Origin of the sequence: Methylobacterium fujisawaense, from assembly GCF_039619325.1 — a bacterium.
Taxonomy (GTDB): domain Bacteria; phylum Pseudomonadota; class Alphaproteobacteria; order Rhizobiales; family Beijerinckiaceae; genus Methylobacterium; species Methylobacterium fujisawaense.
On record NZ_CP155000.1, the window covers coordinates 2,266,966 to 2,285,093 of the forward strand.

Below are 18,128 nucleotides of genomic sequence, written 5' to 3' on the forward strand. Positions count from 1 at the left end.
GGGACGCGACTTGCCTATGCCCGTGTCGCCACAGGCAAACTCGGTCGCGACATGCCGGTGGCTCTGCGGCCGGCTCAGGCAGCCAGCAGTTTTTCGACCTCGTTCACGAGATCGCGCAGGTGGAAGGGCTTCGACAGGACCTTCGCATCCTTCGGAGCCTTGGAATCCGGGTTGAGGGCCACGGCTGCGAAGCCGGTGATGAACATCACCTTGATATCGGGATCGAGCTCGGTGGCCCGGCGGGCCAGTTCGATGCCGTCCATCTCGGGCATCACGATATCGGTCAGCAGCAGCTCGAACGGCTCCTCGCGCAGCCGGTTGTAGGCCGAGAGGCCATTGTCGAAGGACAGAACATCATAGCCCGCATTCTGCAGCGCCTTGGCCAGAAACCGGCGCATGTCGTTGTCGTCTTCCGCCAGCAGGATTTTCATCGGCCGGATCCGAGCCTTCGAGTCGAGAAGTTGATCCCATAAAGGGAGGCGATGGTAAACAAGGTGTTAGGATGGAGCGCGCAGCGGGAGCCGCGTGTCTCACGGGCGACTGCCCCAGTCGCCGGCATGGAGTGGACAGGCGGTCGATCGCGCACCACAGTGAGCATCTGCCGTCCTCGTTCAACCGCCGGGGTGTCCACCAACCGATGACTGCATCCGAACCGGTACAGCCAGACGCCTTCGGATTTGCCCCGGCCTTTGCGGTCGACGAGCCCGCGGCGCACACCCTGCCCTTCGTCTTCAATACCGGTCATTCTGGAGCCGTCTACCCCCCAGACTTCATCGCAGCCTCGCGGCTCGACGCCCTGGCGCTGCGTCGCTCCGAGGACGCCTATGTCGAGCGCCTGTTCGCGCCCGTCGTCGAACTGGGCGCGCCGCTGCTGCGGGCCAACTTCCCCCGCGCCTTCCTCGACGTGAACCGCGAGCCGTACGAGCTCGACCCCCGCATGTTCGACGGGCGCCTGCCGCCCTTCGCCAACACCCGGTCGATGCGCGTGGCCGGCGGCCTCGGGACGGTCCCGCGCGTCGTCGCAGACGGTCAGGAAATCTACGCCCGGCGACTGCCCGTGGCCGAGGCGACCGCCCGGATCGAGGGCCTGTACAAGCCCTATCACCGCGCGTTGCGCAGCCTCATCCAGCGCACGGCGCGCGCGCATGGTTGCTGCATGCTCATCGATTGCCACTCGATGCCCTCATCGAGCCTGGGCCGCGACCCGGAGATGAAGGCCGACGTGGTGCTGGGTGACCGGTATGGCACGGCTTGCGCGCCCGCGCTGATCGACGGGTTCGAGGCCGCGTTCCGGGCGCGGGGTTTTCGCGTGGTGCGCAACAAGCCCTACGCGGGCGGGTTCATCACGGAGCATTATGGCGAGCCGAACCTGGATCGCCACGCGCTCCAGATCGAGGTCAACCGCGGCCTCTACATGAACGAGGTCAGCCTCGCGACGACGCCGGGCTTTCCGGCCCTGGTCGGAGCCTTGCGCGCCGTGATCGTCGAGGTCGCCCGAGATCTCGCAGACGTCGTTCCGCGCCAAATCGCCGCGGAGTAGCGATCGCGCCGGGATGTTCGGCGGAGACGGGCGCGGGAGGAGCAGACAGAAAAAAGGCCACTCCCGAAGGAGCGGCCCGAAGTCTAGGGAGGAAACGCCCAAGAAGGGCAGCAGGACCGCGACGCCATCGCGATCCCGCAACGCACAAATTAAAGTGCGCCGCACAAGAAGCAAGGGCAAATCGTCGGATCTCGCTGCTCTGCGTGCATACCTGAGCCGCGTGCGACGGACTCAAGAGGCCCACGCGGTCTCCGGGTGAGCGATCGGCCCCGATCACCGCGTTCGCCGGTCGGGGCCTGGACCTGGGCGGTTCGGCAGCCCCGGAGACGGCGCGCCTTAGCCCTGACGCTTCAGGAGCTTCTCGATTTCAGCCTTCAGCGGCCCCGCGAGGTCGTCCCGATCGAGGGCGTAGGCGAGATTGGCCGTGAGGAAGCCGAGCTTCGAGCCGGTGTCGTAGGTCCGGCCCTCGTAGCGCATGCCGTAGAACGCCTGCGTCTCCATCAGGTCGATCATGGCATCGGTAAGCTGGATCTCGCCGCCAGCGCCCTTCTTGCCATGCTCGAGAATACCGAAGATCTCGGGCTGCAGGATGTATCGGCCGGAAATGATGAAGTTCGAGGGCGCCGTGCCCTGCTTGGGCTTCTCGACCATGCCGGTGATCTGGAACGACTGACCGTAGGTCTCGCCGACGCTCACGATCCCGTACTGATGCGTTTCCTCCGGCTTCACCTCCTCGACGGCGATGATGTTGCCACCGTGGCGCTCATAGGCGGACAGCATCTGCTTCATGCAGCCGCGGCTGAGCATGTCGGGGAGCAGGACCGCGAAGGGCTCGTCGCCGACGATCTCCCGGGCGCACCACACCGCATGGCCCAGGCCCAGCGGGGCCTGCTGCCGGGTGAAACTCGTCTGGCCCGCCTTCGGCAGGTCCTTCTTCAGTTCTTCATAGGCGGCCGTCTTCCCCCGCTCCTGGAGCGTGTGGTCGAGTTCGAACGCCATGTCGAAATGATCCTCGATCACGGCCTTGCCGCGACCGGTCACGAAGATGAAGTGCTCGATCCCCGCCTCACGGGCCTCGTCGACGACATGCTGCACGACCGGCCGGTCCACGACCGTGAGCATTTCCTTCGGGACCGCCTTCGTGGCTGGCAGGAAGCGCGTGCCAAGGCCCGCGACGGGCAGGACGGCCTTGCGGATCGGTTTCATCAGGCGGTAACCCCGGAACAGGATGGAGCGACGTGGTCGGCGGTGCCGTCAGTGAGATAGCTTAACGCGAGCCGTCGCAAGGGTTCTACGTCGATAGTATGAAGCAGCGGAGCGTAAATTTCCCGTCTGCAATCGCGTAATCAGGCTCGGCGGGACGGCGTCAGGGTGGGGGGTCATGGCGGTTCTGGTTACGGGCGGTGCCGGCTACATCGGCAGCCACATGGTGCTGGCGCTGCTCGATGCGGGCCATGAGGAGGTGATCGTCCTGGACGATCTGTCCACCGGCTTCGACTGGGCGGTTCCGGAGGGCGTCAAGCTCGTGGTCGGAGACGTGGCCGACCAAGCCCTTGTCACGCAGACGATCCTTCAGCATCGGATCGATGCCCTCGCCCACTTCGCCGCCAAGATCGTCGTGCCCGACTCGGTGGCCGATCCGCTGGGTTACTACCTGTCCAACACGGTCAAGACCCGATCGTTGGTCGAGGCCTCCGTGCGGGCCGGCGTCCGGCACGTCATCTTCTCCTCGACCGCAGCCGTCTACGGGGAGCCCGAGGTCGTGCCGGTTCCGGAAGACCTGCCACTGAAGCCGATCAATCCCTACGGCCGCTCGAAGCTGATGAGCGAATGGATGATCGCCGATGCCGCGGCCGCGCACGGCTTCTCGTACGTCATTCTGCGCTATTTCAACGTGGCCGGCGCGGATCCTGAGGGTCGGTCCGGCCAGTCGACGCCGAATGCCACCCACCTCATCAAGGTCGCCACGCAGGCGGCGCGAGGACAGCGCGCGCGGCTCGACGTCTTTGGGACCGATTACCCGACCCCCGACGGGTCCTGCCTGCGCGACTACATCCAGGTCTCGGACCTTGCCGAAGCGCATCGTCTGGCCCTCGACCACCTCCGGTCGGGCGGCGACAGCCTGACGCTGAATTGCGGCTATGGCCGCGGTTACTCCGTGCTCGAGGTCATTGAGGTCGTGAAGCGTCTATCCGGCCGCGACTTCGAGGTCAGGCTCTGCCCGCGTCGTGCGGGGGATCCGGCCCGGATCGTGGCCGAGGGCGCGCTGATCCGCGAGCGCTTGGGCTGGCAGCCCCGGCATGACGATCTGGACGCCATCGTCGCTCAGGCCCTGGCCTGGGAGGAGCGCCTGGAAACGCGCAACCGGATCTGACCGAATGATGTCTCGCAGAGGGCTGCTCGCCGCGGCGGCCTGTCTCGCCGCGGGAGAGGTCCGCGCCGAAGATACCTTCCAGGCCTTCGTGGCAGCGCTCCGCCCGGATGCGGCGGCGCGGGGCGTCTCCGCGCAGACCTTCGACGCGGCCTTCCGCGGAATCACCGGCCCGGACCCCGGCATCCTGGCGCATACGCGCCGCCAGAGCGAATTCGTCCGGCCCGTCTGGGACTACCTCGTCGGCGCCGTCTCCCCCGGACGCATCGCGCGCGGACGCGCCCGTGCCGCCACCGTCGCAACGACCCTCCAGGCCATCGAAACCCGCTTCGGCGTACCGGGGCCGATGGTCACGGCATTCTGGGGCGTGGAATCGGATTTCGGGGCCAGCGCGGGCAGCGTTCCCACCATACGGGCGCTGGCGACTCTGGCCGCGGCGCGCCACCGTGGCACGCTGTTTCGCGACGAACTCCTCGCCGCCCTCACGATCCTGCAGCGTGGCGACATCACGCCCGACCGGATGAGCGGCAGCTGGGCCGGGGCCATGGGCCAGGTCCAGTTCCTGCCCTCCACCTATCTGGCACATGCGGTCGATTTCGACGGGGACGGGCGGCGCGACATCTGGGCCAGCGCGGCGGATTCGCTCGCCTCGATCGCGGCCTACCTCAAGGATCTCGGCTGGGATCCGACCCTGTCCTGGGGCTACGAGGTGCGGCTGCCGAAGGATTTCGACCTGAGCCGATACAGCGGCGAGCTCGGCTCGTTCGCCGAACGCGGCGTTGCCCGCACGGACGGAAAACCTCTGCCCGGCCGCGGCCGGGCCAGCCTGTTCCTGCCCGGGGGCCTCGGCGCCCCGGTCTTCCTGATCACCGACAATTTCGAGGTGATCCGGGGGTACAACACGTCGGATTCCTACGCGCTGGCCGTGGGCCACCTCGCGGACCGTCTCGGCGGCGGACCGCCGCTGGCGGCTCCCTGGCCGGCCGCAGGGGCGCGCCTCGACGGGCCGGGCCTTCGGGACCTGCAGACCGGTCTGGCGGCCGCCGGCTTCTACGACGGTCCGACGGATGGCCGCGCCGGCCCGAAGCTGCGTGAGGCGGTGCGCCGCTATCAGATCAGCGTCGGATTGCCGGCTGACGGCTATGCCACGCCGGCCCTGCTCAGCCGGGTCACGGGACAGCCGGCCTCGCCGCGACGCTGATCCCCGCGAGAGGTTTAGACCCGCCGTCAGCTTCCACCTATACTGGGCGCGTTCCGAACGGGTTGGGTTCGGCGTACAGCGTACGGGATGCGCATGGTAGTCGCTCGTCGGCGTCACTCGGAACGCCCGTTGCTCCTCGGCCTCGCGGCCCTGCTGGGGCTCGCCGGTCTGTCCGTCCTCGGCGGGGGACCGGCCCGCGCGCAATGGGGCGACAGCTATCAGCAGCCCGGCGGCGGCACCTATTACGAGGCTCCACCGCGGCGTCGGCCACGGGATGCGTATTACCGTGATGACGGCACATACGGGCGCCAACCGCGATATGCGCCGCAGCAGGAGGCGCCGCGCCAGTTCTACTGGCCCTGGGAGGACAGGCCGCAGCCGGTGGCGCCACAGCCGGAGCGCACCTACCGGGCGCCACGCTCACGTCCCCCCTACGCGACCGGGGAGGCACAACGACCGGCTCCCGCGGTGAAGCGGCGGGTCCGCCCGGCGCGGGCGCCGACGCCGCCGAAGCCGGCCGTCGCCAAGACCGAGCCGAACGTCCAGATCGCCGTGTTCGGTGATTCCCTGGCCGACCATCTCGCGAAGGGCCTCGACGACGTCTTCGAGGACAATGCCGACGTCGCCGTGATCGACCGTGCCAAAGGCGACAGCGGCCTCGTGCGCAAGGACGTGGTCGACTGGCCGAAGGTTGCCCAGGATTATCTCCAGAGCAACGCGAAGGTGCGCTACGCCTTCGTGATGATGGGCGCCAACGATCGGCAGCCGATCCGCGACGGGGACGAGACGGTCGATCCGCTGACGGATCGCTGGCGTGCCCTCTATCGCGCACGGGTCGAAGCGCTGGTGAAGGTGTTCGTCGATCGCAGGATCCCGCTGATCTGGGTCGGATTGCCGCCGATGCAGAGCGAATCGCTGAGCCGCGATCTCGCGTCGCTGAACGAGATCGTGCGCGACAGCGTGACCAAGGCCGGCGGCACCTATGTCGATATCTGGCCGGGCTTCGTCGACGATCGGGACCGGTACGCGGCGTCGGGACCGGATCCGGAAGGACAGATCGCCAAGCTGCGCACCGCGGACGGTGTCCACTTCACCAAAGCGGGTGACCGCAAGCTCGCGCATTTCGCCGATGTCGAGCTGAAGCGCCTCATGGGCACCGTGCCGGGATCGGCCGAGCCTTCGCCCACCGCAACCGTTGCGCCGACGGCGCCGTCCTCGACCTCGGGGCCCAGCCTCGACGGGCCCGCGCCGGCAACCGACACCGCGGCGATCGATCGCCAGATCACCGCCATGCTGCCGAGCCTGCCGGAACCCCCCGGTGTGCCGGCGCTTCCGGTCAAGCCCGCGGCCGGACCTGTGGTCCCGCTGAGCCGCATGGAGGTCTCGCCCGGCGGCGCCCTCCTGAACGGGCGGCCGCGCGAGCCGGACAACCTCGGCACCGTGGAGCGGACGCTTCTGCGCGGAAACGCCCCCATGCCGCAGCCCGGCCGCGCCGACGATTTCCGCTGGCCGCCCGGCTGAGCCGGGCGCGCCTCTCTCTCGGTCGGCCTCAGCGCGGCAGGACGCTCGCGCCCATCAGGGTCTCGTCGATGGCGCGCGCCGCCTGACGTCCCTCGCGAATAGCCCAGACCACCAGGGACTGGCCGCGGCGCATGTCGCCCGCCGCCCAGATCTTCGGATCCGAGGTCTGGTAGTCGTCCTCGTTGGCCTCGACGTTGCCGCGCTTGCTCACGCCGATTCCGGATTGCTCCAGGAGACCCTTCTGGACCGAGCCGGCGAAGCCGATCGCCATGAAGACGAGGTCGGCGGGCAGGACGAACTCGGTGCCGGGAATCGGCTGACGCTTGGCGTCGACCCGGGCGCAGACCACACCGGTGAGCTGGCCCTTCTTGTTGCCCTGGAGCCGGAGCGTCGCGGCCTGGAACTCCCGCTCCGCCCCCTCAGCCTGGCTGGACGAGGTCCGCATCTTCGTCGGCCAGTACGGCCACACGGTCAGCTTGTCCTCCCGCTCGGGGGGACGGGGGCGGATGTCGAGCTGCGTCACCGACAGGGCACCCTGGCGGAACGCCGTACCGACGCAGTCGGAGGCGGTGTCGCCGCCGCCGATGACGACCACGTTCTTGCCGCCCGCCAGGATCGGCGGCTCGCCGTTGCCGCGCATCGGCTCGCTGCTGACCCGGCGGTTCGACTGGACGAGGTAGGGCATCGCGTAGTGAACGCCCTCCAGCTCCTGTCCCGGGAGCTGCGGGTTGCGGGGATCCTCGGCGCCGCCGCAGAACATCACGGCGTCGAACTCGGCCTTGAGCTCGTCCACCGACTTCGTCACGCCGATGTTCTGGTTGTAGTGGAAGACGACGCCCTCGGCCTCCATCTGGCGCACGCGCCGGTCGATGTGCCGCTTCTCCATCTTGAAGTCGGGGATGCCGTAGCGCAGCAGGCCGCCGGCCTTCGGCTCGCGCTCGAAGACATGGACGTCGTGACCGACCCGGGCGAGCTGCTGCGCCGCCGCCATGCCCGCGGGACCGGAGCCGACGATGGCGACGCGCTTGCCGGTGCGGGTCTCTGCGGGCTCGGGCTTGACCCAGCCCATGTTCCAGGCCCGGTCGGCGATCGCCTGCTCGATCGTCTTGATGGCGACGGGCTGGTTCTCGAGATTCAGCGTGCAGGCTTCCTCGCACGGCGCGGGGCAGATGCGGCCGGTGAACTCGGGGAAGTTGTTGGTGGAATGGAGGTTGCGCGCAGCCTCCTCCCAATCCGACTGGAAGACGAGGTCGTTCCAGTCCGGGATCTGGTTGTGGACCGGGCAGCCCGTCGGGCCGTGACAGAACGGGATGCCGCAATCCATGCAGCGGGCCGCCTGTTTGGTCAGGTCGTGCTCGTCGAGCGGCAGCGTGAATTCGCGGAAATGCCGGACCCGGTCGGCGGCGAGCTGGTACTTCTGCTCCTGCCGGTCGAACTCGAGGAAACCTGTGATCTTGCCCATTGGTCCGCCCCTGGGCCGGCCAGTCCGTGACTGCGCTGCCCGCGTCGTCTCACATCATGCGTGCGTGACCGGGCGGCGAACCGCCCGGTTCGGGTGTCCGCCTATTCCGCGGCCACCGGCATCCGCGCCATCTCCATCTCGCGCAACGCCCGGCGGTACTCCACCGGCATGACCTTCACGAACTTGGTGCGGTAGCCGCTCCAATCGTCGAGGATCGCCTTGGCGCGGGGGCTGCCCGTGTACTTGAGATGGTTGGTGATGAGCTGCGTCAGCCGCTCCTCGTCGTGCCCGGACATGTCGGCCAGGATGTCGACCCGCCCCTTGGTCTCCAGATCGCCGTCCTGGTGGAAGCGACGCATCAGGTCGTCCTCCTCCTCGACCGGCTCCAGATCGACCATCGACAGGTTGCAGCGCGCCGAGAACGAGCCGTCCTCGTCGAGCACGTAGGCGATGCCGCCCGACATGCCGGCCGCGAAGTTGCGCCCGGTCTCGCCGATCGACACGACCACGCCGCCGGTCATGTACTCGCAGCCATGGTCGCCCATGCCCTCGACCACCGTGATGGCGCCCGAGTTCCGCACGGCGAAGCGCTCGCCGGCAGAGCCGCGGATGTAGCACTCGCCCGCGATCGCCCCGTACAGCACCGTATTGCCGACCATGATGGTCCGGTCCTGCGGCGACTTCAGCGCGTCGCTCGGCCGGATGATCAGCTTGCCGCCCGACAGGCCCTTGCCGACATAGTCGTTGCCGTGGCCCGTCAGCTCGAGGGTCACGCCGGCCGCCACCCAGGCGCCGAAGCTCTGGCCGGCGGTGCCGGCGAGCTTCACCACGATGGTGTCGTCGGGCAGGCCCTCGTGCCCATGCGCCTTGGCGACCATGCCGGACAGCATCGCTCCGGTCGCCCGATCCGAATTCCGGATCGTGTCGGTCAGGACCACGGGCTCGCCGGTCTCGATGGCGCGCTGGGCACCCGCGATCAGGCGACGGTCGAGGACCGTGTCGATCGGGTGATGCTGCACCTCCACGTGGCGGATCGCCGTGCCCTCGGCCACCTTCGGCCGATGGAACAGCTTGGTGAAGTCGAGCCCGCGCGCCTTCCAGTGGGCGATGGCGTCGACCTTGTCGAGCAGGTCCGAGCGTCCGACCGCTTCCTCCAGTTTGGTGAAGCCCAGCGACGCCAGGATCTCGCGCACCTCCTCGGCCACGAAGAAGAAGTAGTTCACCACGTGCTCGGGCGTGCCCTTGAAGCGCTTGCGCAGCACCGGATCCTGCGTGGCAACGCCCACCGGACAGGTGTTCAGATGGCACTTGCGCATCATGATGCAGCCGGCGGCGATCAGCGGCGCCGTCGAGAAGCCCATCTGGTCGGCGCCGAGCAGGGCCGCGATGATCACGTCGCGCCCGGTACGGATACCGCCGTCGGCCTGGAGGGCGACGCGCCCGCGCAGGCCGTTGAGCACCAGCGTCTGCTGGGTCTCGGCCAGCCCGGTCTCCCACGGCCCGCCCGCATGCTTGAGCGAGGTCAGCGGCGCGGCACCGGTGCCGCCGTCGAAGCCCGAGATCGTGATGTGGTCGGCCCGCGCCTTGGCGACGCCGGCCGCGACCGTGCCGACACCGACCTCGGAAACGAGCTTCACCGACACGTCCGCCGACGGATTCACGTTCTTCAGGTCGAAGATCAGCTGGGCCAGATCCTCGATCGAGTAGATGTCGTGGTGGGGCGGCGGCGAGATCAGGCCGACGCCCGGCGTGGCGTAGCGGACCTTGGCGATCTTGGCGTCGACCTTGTGGCCGGGCAGCTGGCCGCCCTCGCCGGGCTTGGCACCCTGCGCGACCTTGATCTGCATCATGTCGGAATTGACGAGATATTCCGTCGTGACGCCGAAACGGCCGGACGCAACCTGCTTGATCGAGGACCGGCGCGAGCGCCCGTCCGGCAGCGGCTTGAACCGCTCGACCTCCTCGCCGCCCTCGCCGGAGTTCGAGCGGCCGCCGAAGGAGTTCAGCGCGATGGCGAGCGTCTCGTGCGCCTCCTTGGAGATGGAGCCGTACGACATGGCGCCCGTGGCGAAGCGCTTGACGATCTCGGAGGCTGGCTCGACCGACTCGAGCGGGACCGGCTGACGGCCGATCTCCGGCGCCGACTTGATCCGGAACAGGCCGCGCAGCGTCTTGAGCTGGTGCTCCTGGCGGTTCACGAGATCGGCATATTCCCGGTAGCGCTCGGGCACGTTGAGGCGCACCGCGTGCTGCAGCGTGGCGACCGTGTCCGGCGTCCAGGTGTGGGTCTCGCCGCGCAGGCGGTAGGCGTACTCGCCGCCGACATCGAGGGCGTTCCGGTAGACCGGCGCGTCCCCGAAGGCGTCGCGGTGACGGCGCACCGTCTCCTCGGCGATCTCGGCCATGCCGACGCCCTCGATGGTCGTCGCCGTGCCGAAGAAGTCGCGGCCCACGAAGGTCGAGTTCAGGCCGACCGCGTCGAAGATCTGGGCGCCGCAATAGGACTGGTAGGTCGAGATGCCCATCTTGGACATCACCTTCAGCAGGCCCTTATCGATCGCCTTGATGTAACGGTAGATGATCTCGTCGTCGGTGAGATCCGGGGGGAACTCATCCTTCATCTCGAGCAGCGTCTCGAAGGCGAGATACGGGTTGATCGCCTCGGCGCCGTAGCCCGCCAGGCAGGCGAAGTGATGCACTTCGCGCGGCTCGCCCGATTCGACCACGAGGCCGACCGAGGTCCGCAGCCCCTTACGGATCAGGTAATTGTGGACGGAGGCCGTGGCGAGCAGCGCCGGAATCGGGATCCGGTCCGGCCCGACCGCCCGGTCGGTGAGAACGATGATGTTGTAGCCGCCGCGCACCGCAGCCTCGGCCCGGTCGCAGAGGCGGTCCAGCGCCCCGTCCATGGCCTGCGCGCCCGACTCGGCCGGGTAGGTCATGTCGAGCGTCTTGGTGTCGAACCGGTCCTCGAAATGGCCGATCGAGCGGATCTTCTCCAGGTCACCGTTCGTCAGGATCGGCTGGCGGACCTCCAGGCGCTTGCGCCGGGAGGCGCCTTCCATGTCGAGCAGGTTCGGCCGCGGCCCGATGAACGACACGAGGCTCATCACGGCCTCCTCGCGGATCGGGTCGATCGGCGGGTTCGTGACCTGCGCGAAGTTCTGCTTGAAGTAGGTGTAGAGCAGCTTCGACTTCTCGGAGAGCGCCGAGAGCGGCGTATCCGTGCCCATCGAGCCGACCGCCTCCTGGCCGGTGACGGCCATGGGCTGCATCAGCAGCTTGAGGTCTTCCTGGGTGTAGCCGAAGGCCTGCTGGCGATCGAGCAGGCTGACGTCGCCGCGCGACTCGCGCGGCTGCACAGGACGCAGATCCTCCAGGACGATCTGGGTGTTCTTGACCCAATCGGCATAGGGGTGCGCGGCGGCGAGCTCGCCCTTGATCTCCTCGTCCGAGACGATGCGACCCTTCTGCAGGTCGATCAGCAGCATGCGGCCCGGCTGGAGGCGCCAGGATTGCACGATCTTCTCGTCCGGGATCGGCAGGGTACCCATCTCGGAGGCGAGCACCACGAGGCCGTCATCGGTGACGATGTAGCGGGCCGGGCGCAGACCGTTCCGGTCGAGGGTCGCGCCGATCTGGCGGCCGTCCGTGAAGGCCACGGCGGCGGGGCCGTCCCACGGCTCCATCAGCGCGGCGTGATACTCGTAGAAGGCGCGCCGCTCCTCGGTCATCAGCGGGTTGCCGGCCCAGGCCTCCGGGATGAGCATCATCATCGCGTGGGCGAGCGGGTATCCGCCCTGCACGAGGAACTCGAGGGCGTTGTCGAAGCATGCGGTATCCGACTGCCCTTCGTACGAGATCGGCCACAGCTTCGAGATGTCGTTGCCGAACAGGTCGGAATCGACGCTCGCCTGACGGGCGGCCATCCAGTTGACGTTGCCGCGCAGCGTGTTGATTTCGCCGTTATGGGCAACCATCCGGTACGGGTGCGACAGCCGCCAGGTCGGGAACGTATTGGTGGCGAAACGCTGGTGGACGAGGGCGATCGCCGAGACGAAGCGCTTGTCCTTCAGGTCGAGGAAGTAGCCGCCGAGCTGCGTGACCAGCACCATGCCCTTGTAGACGATGGTCCGGGACGACACGGAGACCGGGTAGAACTCCTTCACCCGCGGGTCTTCGAGGGCGTAGACCTTGTTGGAGATCACCTTGCGGGCAACATAGACTCGGCGCTCGAACGCGTCCTGGTCGGTGACCGAGGCCGGCCGGCCGATGAAGACCTGACGGTGATGCGGCTCGGTCGCCTTCACGGCCTCTCCGAGATCCTCCGGATCGACCGGCACGTCGCGCCAGCCGAGCAGCGGCAGGCCCTCGGCGGCGAGCGCCGATTCGACGATCTCCTGAATGATCGCCCGCGGCTCGTCCGCCTTCGGCATGAAGAACTGGCCGATCGCGTACGAACCCGCCGGCGGCAGCTCGAATCCGAGCCGCGAGCATTCCTCGGCGAAGAAGCCGTGCGGAATCTGCGTGAGGATGCCGCAGCCGTCGCCCATCTTGGGATCGGCGCCCACCGCACCGCGATGGTCGAGGTTCTCCAGGATTTTCAGACCCTGCGCGACGATCGCGTGGGTCCGGCGGTCGTGCATGTCGGCGATGAAGCCGACGCCGCAGGCATCGCGCTCGTTCACGGGATCGTAGGAACCCTGGGCTTTCGGAAGGGCGGGATCGCGCACGATGAGCGGCATCGCGCCGCCGCGCGGGGCGGCAGCCTGGGCCGTGGACGCAGCAAACTCTTCGGCAGCCCTGCGTTGTGACATGCTTCGTCTCGTCCTTCCCTCGAACCCGTCCGCAGCCAAGAACCCGCGAGCATGTTTCATGCCCGCAAGCCGTCGGCGCCCGGCGCTTCGGCCTCTTGCCGCAGGCCATCCGGCCGGTCCGGGTGGACACGTCCGTCGGCTTGCGTTCATCGAGGACCCAGACCGCTCAGGGAGCGGTGCGCTGGCGCGCCCGTATCCGTCAGCCGAAAATCTCGCCCGCGCGCGAGACGGCGACGGCCGGGGTGCACGGCCGATGGGACAGTTGTGCTGTCCTAAGTCGCAAAACTGCCAGATTGAAATGTTTTCAGCAAGAGACTGCCGGCGGCTGCGGCGTCGCCGCTCTGGATGAGGGGGCGGACCCGGCTCCCGGCCTCCGCAATCTCGCCCGAATCGCGGGTTCTACCGGGCAGGCCGAGCACAAGCGGCATGCGGGGCAACGACCTCGCCGGCATGGTCGAGGTCCGGGTCCACCGGCCCGGACCATGCCGGAACCGGACACTCTGCCGGGTCTCCAAACCGAGAACGCACAAGAGTGACGATGAAGAGCAGAGTTGCACGCCTCCGACGACCGACGATCCTGACGCTGGGCGCGGTCGTCCTATCGGCCGCGACCTGCCTGGGTGCATCCAGCGGCGCCCACGCACAATTCGCTTTCGAGGATGAGATCCTCCCCCCGCGCGTCGTGGCTTGGCGCCTCGCCGACCGCGGCTTCAGCGGCTTGAGCCGCCCGCGCTTCGACGGACGGGTCTACGTCGTCGAGGCCGTCGGCCCCGCCGGCGTGCCGGTGCGGCTTTTCGTCGATCCGATGACAGGGGCGATCGTGGGCCGCCAGCGGACGGGGGCGCCGGAAACCTACGCGCGGCTTGAGCGGCCCACACCCGGATTCGGCTGGACCGAGGACGAGGCCCTCCCCCGTCGCGCGATCCGCCCGGCCCCGCCCGCCGAGGACCCGATGGCGCGACCGCAGCGCCGACCGGGTGGCGAAGCCTTCCGACCGGACGTCAATCCCGACGGGCTCAACCCCGACGGCGTCGTCCGCAGCGCTCCGTCCAGAAAGGTCGCACGGGCGACGCCCGCGCGCACGCCGGAGCTGAAGACGCCCCACCGCACCTCACCCGAGGCGCCGGCCCCCAAGATCGCTCCCGCCGACACGGCCAAGAGCGATCCGAATCCGCCCTCGGCGCCCGAGACCAAGGCGGCATCGATCGAGAAATCCCCCTCGCCGGCCCCGACGACGCCTGCTGCAGCACCCTCGAAGCCGGCCGGAGCCCCCGTCGCGGACGCGGCCAAGCCGGCCGCGAAGGACTGGAAGGACCCGCCGTCGGACAAGAAGCCGGTGCGGGTGATCGGCGGTGCCACCATCGTCCCGGGCCCGTCCGAATAGACGCGCAGGCTCTGGCCTCGGCGTCACCCGCCGGTGGTCAGCCGCCGGCGGTCAGCCTCTCTGCGCCCGTGAAGACCGTGACGGTATCGGCTCGCGCGATGGCGCAGAGCGTCAGGCCATAGGATCGGGCACGTTCGAGGGCCAGCGACGTCGGTGCCGAGATGGCGACGATCACAGCCGCGCCGAGCCGTGCGGCCTTTTCAACCATCTCGAACGAGCAGCGGCTGGTGATGACGAGAAAGCCCTCGTCCGCGGGCGTGCCCGCCCGCATCAGGGCGCCGATCAGCTTGTCGAGAGCGTTGTGGCGGCCGACATCCTCACGGACCGCCGCGAGGCTGCCGTCGCGGCGAGCCCAGGCCGCCGCGTGAACGGCGCGCGTCTCCGCGCCGAGCACCTGCGCCCGATCCAGCTCGGAGAGCGCGCGGGCGATGGCCGGAAGAGCGATCCGGACTTCGGACCCGGCCCGCCCCCCGGCCCGCGGCAGTTGCGCCAGATCCTCGATGCCACAGACGCCGCAACCGGTCCGGCCGCTGATGGCGCGCTTGCGCGCCAAGTGCTCGCGAAGCCGACCGGGCGCCAGATCGACGTGAAGGCGCAGGCCGTCCTCGGCCATCTCGACCCGGGTCGCGCGGATCTCGTCCACGCTGTCCACGATCCCTTCCGTGAGGCTGAACCCGTAGGCGAAATCCTCCAGATCGGCGGGCGTCGCCATCATCACCGCGTGCGGCACGCTGCCGTAGACGAGGTTGACCGGCGCCTCCGCTGCCAGCGCTCGCATGTCGGGCTTCGGCGCCGAACCGTCATAGGCCATCACCTGCATGGACACCGGCACCGCGCAGGGCGGCAGACCGGACGTTCGGCTTCCGGTTTCCGTCGACATCTCGAACTCCGATGGGGTGATACGAACGGCCGGCGATGGCTCATCCCCCGCGCCATGCGACCGTGAATGATTTCGCCGTTCCCTAGTGCGCCGACGCCACGAGACACCGCCAACTGGCTGGAAAGCGCGCGATGCGACGCTTGTGCGGTTGCACCTCGCCGGCCCTTGTGGTCTGAAGCCCCGGTCGGATAATGCCGGGTGACACAACCGGTACTCCGTCACGTCGGTACAATCCCGCACGCAGTCAAGACGGGACGGTTCGGCGGCAGCCAGATAGTTCAAGGGAGCCACGAGAGGCAGATGCGGACGGTGCGGACGATCAACCGGTCACTCTGGAGCCTCGCCGCTCTCGGCGCCCTGCTCTTCCCGATATCAGGCACGCAGGCTGCGGGCTTCGGTCAGCCCGTGCCGTGGGAGATGGACCGGCAGATTCCGGTCACCGACAACGCGCGCGACATCCTGAACTTCGAAATCGGCCTGCACTGGCTGTCCCTCGGGATTTCCGTCTTCGTCCTGGGGCTGATCCTCTGGTGCATCTACCGCTTCAGCGAGAAGCGGAACCCGACGCCGTCGCGCACCACGCACAACACCGCCATCGAGATCGCCTGGACGATCGTGCCGGTGCTGATCCTGGTCGCCGTCGCGATCCCGTCCTTCCGCCTGCTGCGCACGCAGCTCTCGGATCCGAAGGCCGACATGATCGTCAAGGTCATCGGCCACGCGTGGTACTGGTCCTACGAGTACCCGCAGACCGAGGCCGGCGGCGGCTTCACCTTCGACGCCAACATCGACGAGGACAAGCAGCCGCGCCTGCTCCAGACCGACAACGAGATGGTTGTTCCGGTCAACAAGATCGTAAAGATCCAGGTCACCGCTGCCGACGTGCTGCATTCCTGGGCCATGCCGGCCTTCGGCTTCAAGATCGACGCCGTTCCCGGCCGCCTGAACCAGATGTGGTTCAAGGCCGACAAGGAAGGCACCTTCCACGGTCAGTGCTCCGAGCTGTGCGGCCAGCGCCATGCCTACATGCCGATCGTGGTCCGCGTGGTCAGCGAGCAGGCCTATGCCGAATGGCTGAAGGAGGCGAAGACCAAGTACGCCCGCATCGACAACGGCACGAGCTTCGCCGAGGCCCGCTGAGCCCCGGCTGACCGAACCGAACCCATCAGATTCACAAGGCATTCGAATCCATGGCTACAGCCGCAGCCCATGCCGGGGCCCACGAGGTCCACGACCACAAGCCATCGTTCTTCGCCCGCTGGTTCCTGTCGACGAACCACAAGGACATCGGCACCCTCTACCTGCTGTTCGCCTTCTGCGCCGGCATGATCGGCGCGTTCCTCTCCTTCGGCATCCGGATGGAGATGGAGGCGCCCGGCCTGCAGTATTTCTCGAACCCCGCGACCTACAACGTGTTCGTCACGGGACACGGCCTCATCATGGTGTTCTTCATGGTGATGCCGGCGCTGATCGGTGGCTTCGGCAACTGGTTCGTGCCCCTCATGATCGGCGCGCCCGACATGGCGTTCCCGCGCATGAACAACATCTCGTTCTGGCTGACGGTGGCGGGCTTCTGCTCCCTGCTCTGCTCGCTGTTCGTCGAGGGCGCGCCCGGCGCGTCCGGCGCCGGCACCGGCTGGACCGTCTACCCGCCGCTCTCGACCGCCGGCCATCCCGGCCCGGCCGTCGACTTCGCGATCTTCGCCCTGCACCTCTCGGGCGCGGGCTCGATCCTCGGCGCGATCAACTTCATCACCACCATCCTGAACATGCGCGCCCCCGGCATGACGCTGCACAAGATGCCGCTCTTCGCCTGGGCCGAGCTGGTGACCGCCTTCCTGCTGCTGCTCTCGCTGCCGGTGCTGGCGGGTGCCATCACGATGCTGCTGACGGACCGCAACTTCGGCACGACCTTCTTCGATCCGGCCGGCGGCGGTGACCCGATCCTGTACCAGCACCTGTTCTGGTTCTTCGGTCACCCCGAAGTGTACATCATGATCCTGCCGGCCTTCGGCATCGTGTCGCACATCATCGCCACGTTCTCGCGCAAGCCCGTGTTCGGCTACCTCGCGATGGCCTACGCCATGGTGGCGATCGGCGTCGTCGGCTTCGTCGTGTGGGCCCACCACATGTACACGGTCGGCCTGTCGCTGCAGACGCAGTCCTACTTCGTGTTCGCCACCATGGTGATCGCGGTCCCGACCGGCGTGAAGATCTTCTCGTGGATCGCCACCATGTGGGGCGGCTCCATCCGCTTCACCGCCGCGATGCACTGGGCGGTGGGCTTCATCTTCCTGTTCACCGTCGGCGGCGTCACCGGCGTCGTGCTCGCCAACTCGGCGGTCGATAAATACCTGCACGACACCTACTACGTGGTCGCGCACTTCCACTACGTGCTGTCCCTGGGTGCCGTGTTCATCATCTTCGCCGGTGTCTACTACTGGTTCCCGAAGATGACCGGCCACATCATCCCCGAGTGGGCCGGCAAGCTGCACTTCTGGCTGGCCTTCATCGGCGCGAACGTCCTGTTCTTCCCGATGCACTTCCTCGGCCTCGCCGGCATGCCGCGTCGCTACGCCGACTATCCGGATGCCTTCGCCCAGTGGCACAAGGTGTCGACCTACGGCGGCCACATCTTCGGCCTCGGCATGTTCGTGTTCGTGATCGGCGTGGTCCTGGCCTTCCGCTCCAAGGAGCGGGCCGCGGACAACCCGTGGGGCGAAGGCGCCACCACCCTCGAGTGGACGCTCTCCTCCCCGCCGCCCTTCCACCAGTTCGAGACGCTGCCCCGCATCGTCGACGAGCCGGGCGCGCACTGATAGAGACCTCGCGAGGGCCGCATCCGCGGCCCTCGCCCTTCCCCGGAGGCCGGTCGGCCGACCTCCCGGCAAGGGCGAGCGTTGAGGGCGATCCGCACGGGCCGAGGACGACGTCCTGGGCCCCGCTCACGCC

General features: G+C 68.2%; 12 protein-coding genes. 7 read left to right on the top strand and 5 right to left on the bottom strand.

Going from position 1 to position 18,128, the window contains the following annotated elements:
• Positions 1-74 precede the first annotated feature (74 nt).
• Positions 75-431, bottom strand: coding sequence for a cell cycle two-component system response regulator CpdR (gene cpdR / locus ABC766_RS10770; RefSeq protein ID WP_003603128.1), 357 nt, complete (start codon positions 429-431; stop codon positions 75-77).
• A 206-nt stretch (positions 432-637) separates the two neighbouring features.
• On the opposite strand from cpdR, the gene ABC766_RS10775 reads away from it, so the two are divergent.
• Positions 638-1,540 (top strand): N-formylglutamate amidohydrolase, encoded by a 903-nt coding sequence (locus ABC766_RS10775; RefSeq protein ID WP_287091081.1) that lies wholly within the window; start codon positions 638-640, stop codon positions 1,538-1,540.
• Positions 1,541-1,876: 336 nt separating this feature from the next.
• On the opposite strand, the gene galU is transcribed toward ABC766_RS10775, so the two are convergent.
• On the bottom strand, positions 1,877-2,746 hold the full coding sequence (galU, locus tag ABC766_RS10780) for a UTP--glucose-1-phosphate uridylyltransferase GalU (protein ID WP_043380421.1): 870 nt from the start codon (positions 2,744-2,746) through the stop codon (positions 1,877-1,879).
• A 175-nt stretch (positions 2,747-2,921) separates the two neighbouring features.
• Here galU and galE point away from each other — a divergent pair, with 175 nt between their 5' ends.
• The 3 genes from galE (at position 2,922) to ABC766_RS10795 (ending at position 6,633) form a co-directional block, all read left to right on the top strand.
• Positions 2,922-3,914, top strand: coding sequence for a UDP-glucose 4-epimerase GalE (gene galE / locus ABC766_RS10785; protein ID WP_043353807.1), 993 nt, complete (start codon positions 2,922-2,924; stop codon positions 3,912-3,914).
• Between the two features lie 4 nt (positions 3,915-3,918).
• A complete protein-coding gene (locus ABC766_RS10790; protein ID WP_345822201.1) occupies positions 3,919-5,112 on the top strand; it encodes a lytic murein transglycosylase in 1,194 nt (397 codons plus the stop codon).
• Between the two features lie 93 nt (positions 5,113-5,205).
• Entirely contained in the window at positions 5,206-6,633 is a 1,428-nt protein-coding gene (locus ABC766_RS10795) for an SGNH/GDSL hydrolase family protein (RefSeq protein ID WP_051044907.1), read from the top strand.
• A 28-nt stretch (positions 6,634-6,661) separates the two neighbouring features.
• On the opposite strand, the gene ABC766_RS10800 is transcribed toward ABC766_RS10795, so the two are convergent.
• Both ABC766_RS10800 and gltB read right to left on the bottom strand, forming a co-directional pair.
• A complete protein-coding gene (locus ABC766_RS10800; RefSeq protein WP_279897741.1) occupies positions 6,662-8,095 on the bottom strand; it encodes a glutamate synthase subunit beta in 1,434 nt (477 codons plus the stop codon).
• A gap of 101 nt (positions 8,096-8,196) precedes the next feature.
• Complete coding sequence (gene gltB, locus ABC766_RS10805; RefSeq protein ID WP_342140728.1) at positions 8,197-12,912, bottom strand: glutamate synthase large subunit; 4,716 nt, start codon at positions 12,910-12,912, stop codon at positions 8,197-8,199.
• Between the two features lie 538 nt (positions 12,913-13,450).
• Here gltB and ABC766_RS10810 point away from each other — a divergent pair.
• Positions 13,451-14,296: a hypothetical protein gene (locus ABC766_RS10810; protein ID WP_345822204.1), complete on the top strand. Its 846-nt coding sequence runs from the start codon at positions 13,451-13,453 to the stop codon at positions 14,294-14,296.
• A gap of 37 nt (positions 14,297-14,333) precedes the next feature.
• Here ABC766_RS10810 and fdhD read toward each other — a convergent pair whose 3' ends face one another.
• Entirely contained in the window at positions 14,334-15,176 is an 843-nt protein-coding gene (fdhD, locus tag ABC766_RS10815) for a formate dehydrogenase accessory sulfurtransferase FdhD (protein WP_425287536.1), read from the bottom strand.
• A gap of 300 nt (positions 15,177-15,476) precedes the next feature.
• Between fdhD and coxB the strand changes: the two genes are divergently transcribed.
• Both coxB and ctaD read left to right on the top strand, forming a co-directional pair.
• The gene (gene coxB, locus ABC766_RS10820) at positions 15,477-16,316 is read left to right on the top strand and encodes a cytochrome c oxidase subunit II (RefSeq protein ID WP_342140727.1); all 840 of its coding nucleotides are present in this window, start codon (positions 15,477-15,479) and stop codon (positions 16,314-16,316) included.
• A gap of 50 nt (positions 16,317-16,366) precedes the next feature.
• Entirely contained in the window at positions 16,367-17,995 is a 1,629-nt protein-coding gene (gene ctaD, locus ABC766_RS10825; protein WP_043348481.1) for a cytochrome c oxidase subunit I, read from the top strand.
• Positions 17,996-18,128 lie beyond the last annotated feature (133 nt).

Coding starts and splice junctions, on each gene's coding strand:
- cpdR (WP_003603128.1), bottom strand. CDS start 431: ATGAAAATCCTGCTGGCGGAAGACGACAACGACATGCGCCGGTTTCTG.
- ABC766_RS10775 (WP_287091081.1), top strand. CDS start 638: ATGACTGCATCCGAACCGGTACAGCCAGACGCCTTCGGATTTGCCCCG.
- galU (WP_043380421.1), bottom strand. CDS start 2,746: ATGAAACCGATCCGCAAGGCCGTCCTGCCCGTCGCGGGCCTTGGCACG.
- galE (WP_043353807.1), top strand. CDS start 2,922: ATGGCGGTTCTGGTTACGGGCGGTGCCGGCTACATCGGCAGCCACATG.
- ABC766_RS10790 (WP_345822201.1), top strand. CDS start 3,919: ATGATGTCTCGCAGAGGGCTGCTCGCCGCGGCGGCCTGTCTCGCCGCG.
- ABC766_RS10795 (WP_051044907.1), top strand. CDS start 5,206: ATGGTAGTCGCTCGTCGGCGTCACTCGGAACGCCCGTTGCTCCTCGGC.
- ABC766_RS10800 (WP_279897741.1), bottom strand. CDS start 8,095: ATGGGCAAGATCACAGGTTTCCTCGAGTTCGACCGGCAGGAGCAGAAG.
- gltB (WP_342140728.1), bottom strand. CDS start 12,912: ATGTCACAACGCAGGGCTGCCGAAGAGTTTGCTGCGTCCACGGCCCAG.
- ABC766_RS10810 (WP_345822204.1), top strand. CDS start 13,451: ATGAAGAGCAGAGTTGCACGCCTCCGACGACCGACGATCCTGACGCTG.
- fdhD (WP_425287536.1), bottom strand. CDS start 15,176: ATGTCGACGGAAACCGGAAGCCGAACGTCCGGTCTGCCGCCCTGCGCG.
- coxB (WP_342140727.1), top strand. CDS start 15,477: ATGCGGACGGTGCGGACGATCAACCGGTCACTCTGGAGCCTCGCCGCT.
- ctaD (WP_043348481.1), top strand. CDS start 16,367: ATGGCTACAGCCGCAGCCCATGCCGGGGCCCACGAGGTCCACGACCAC.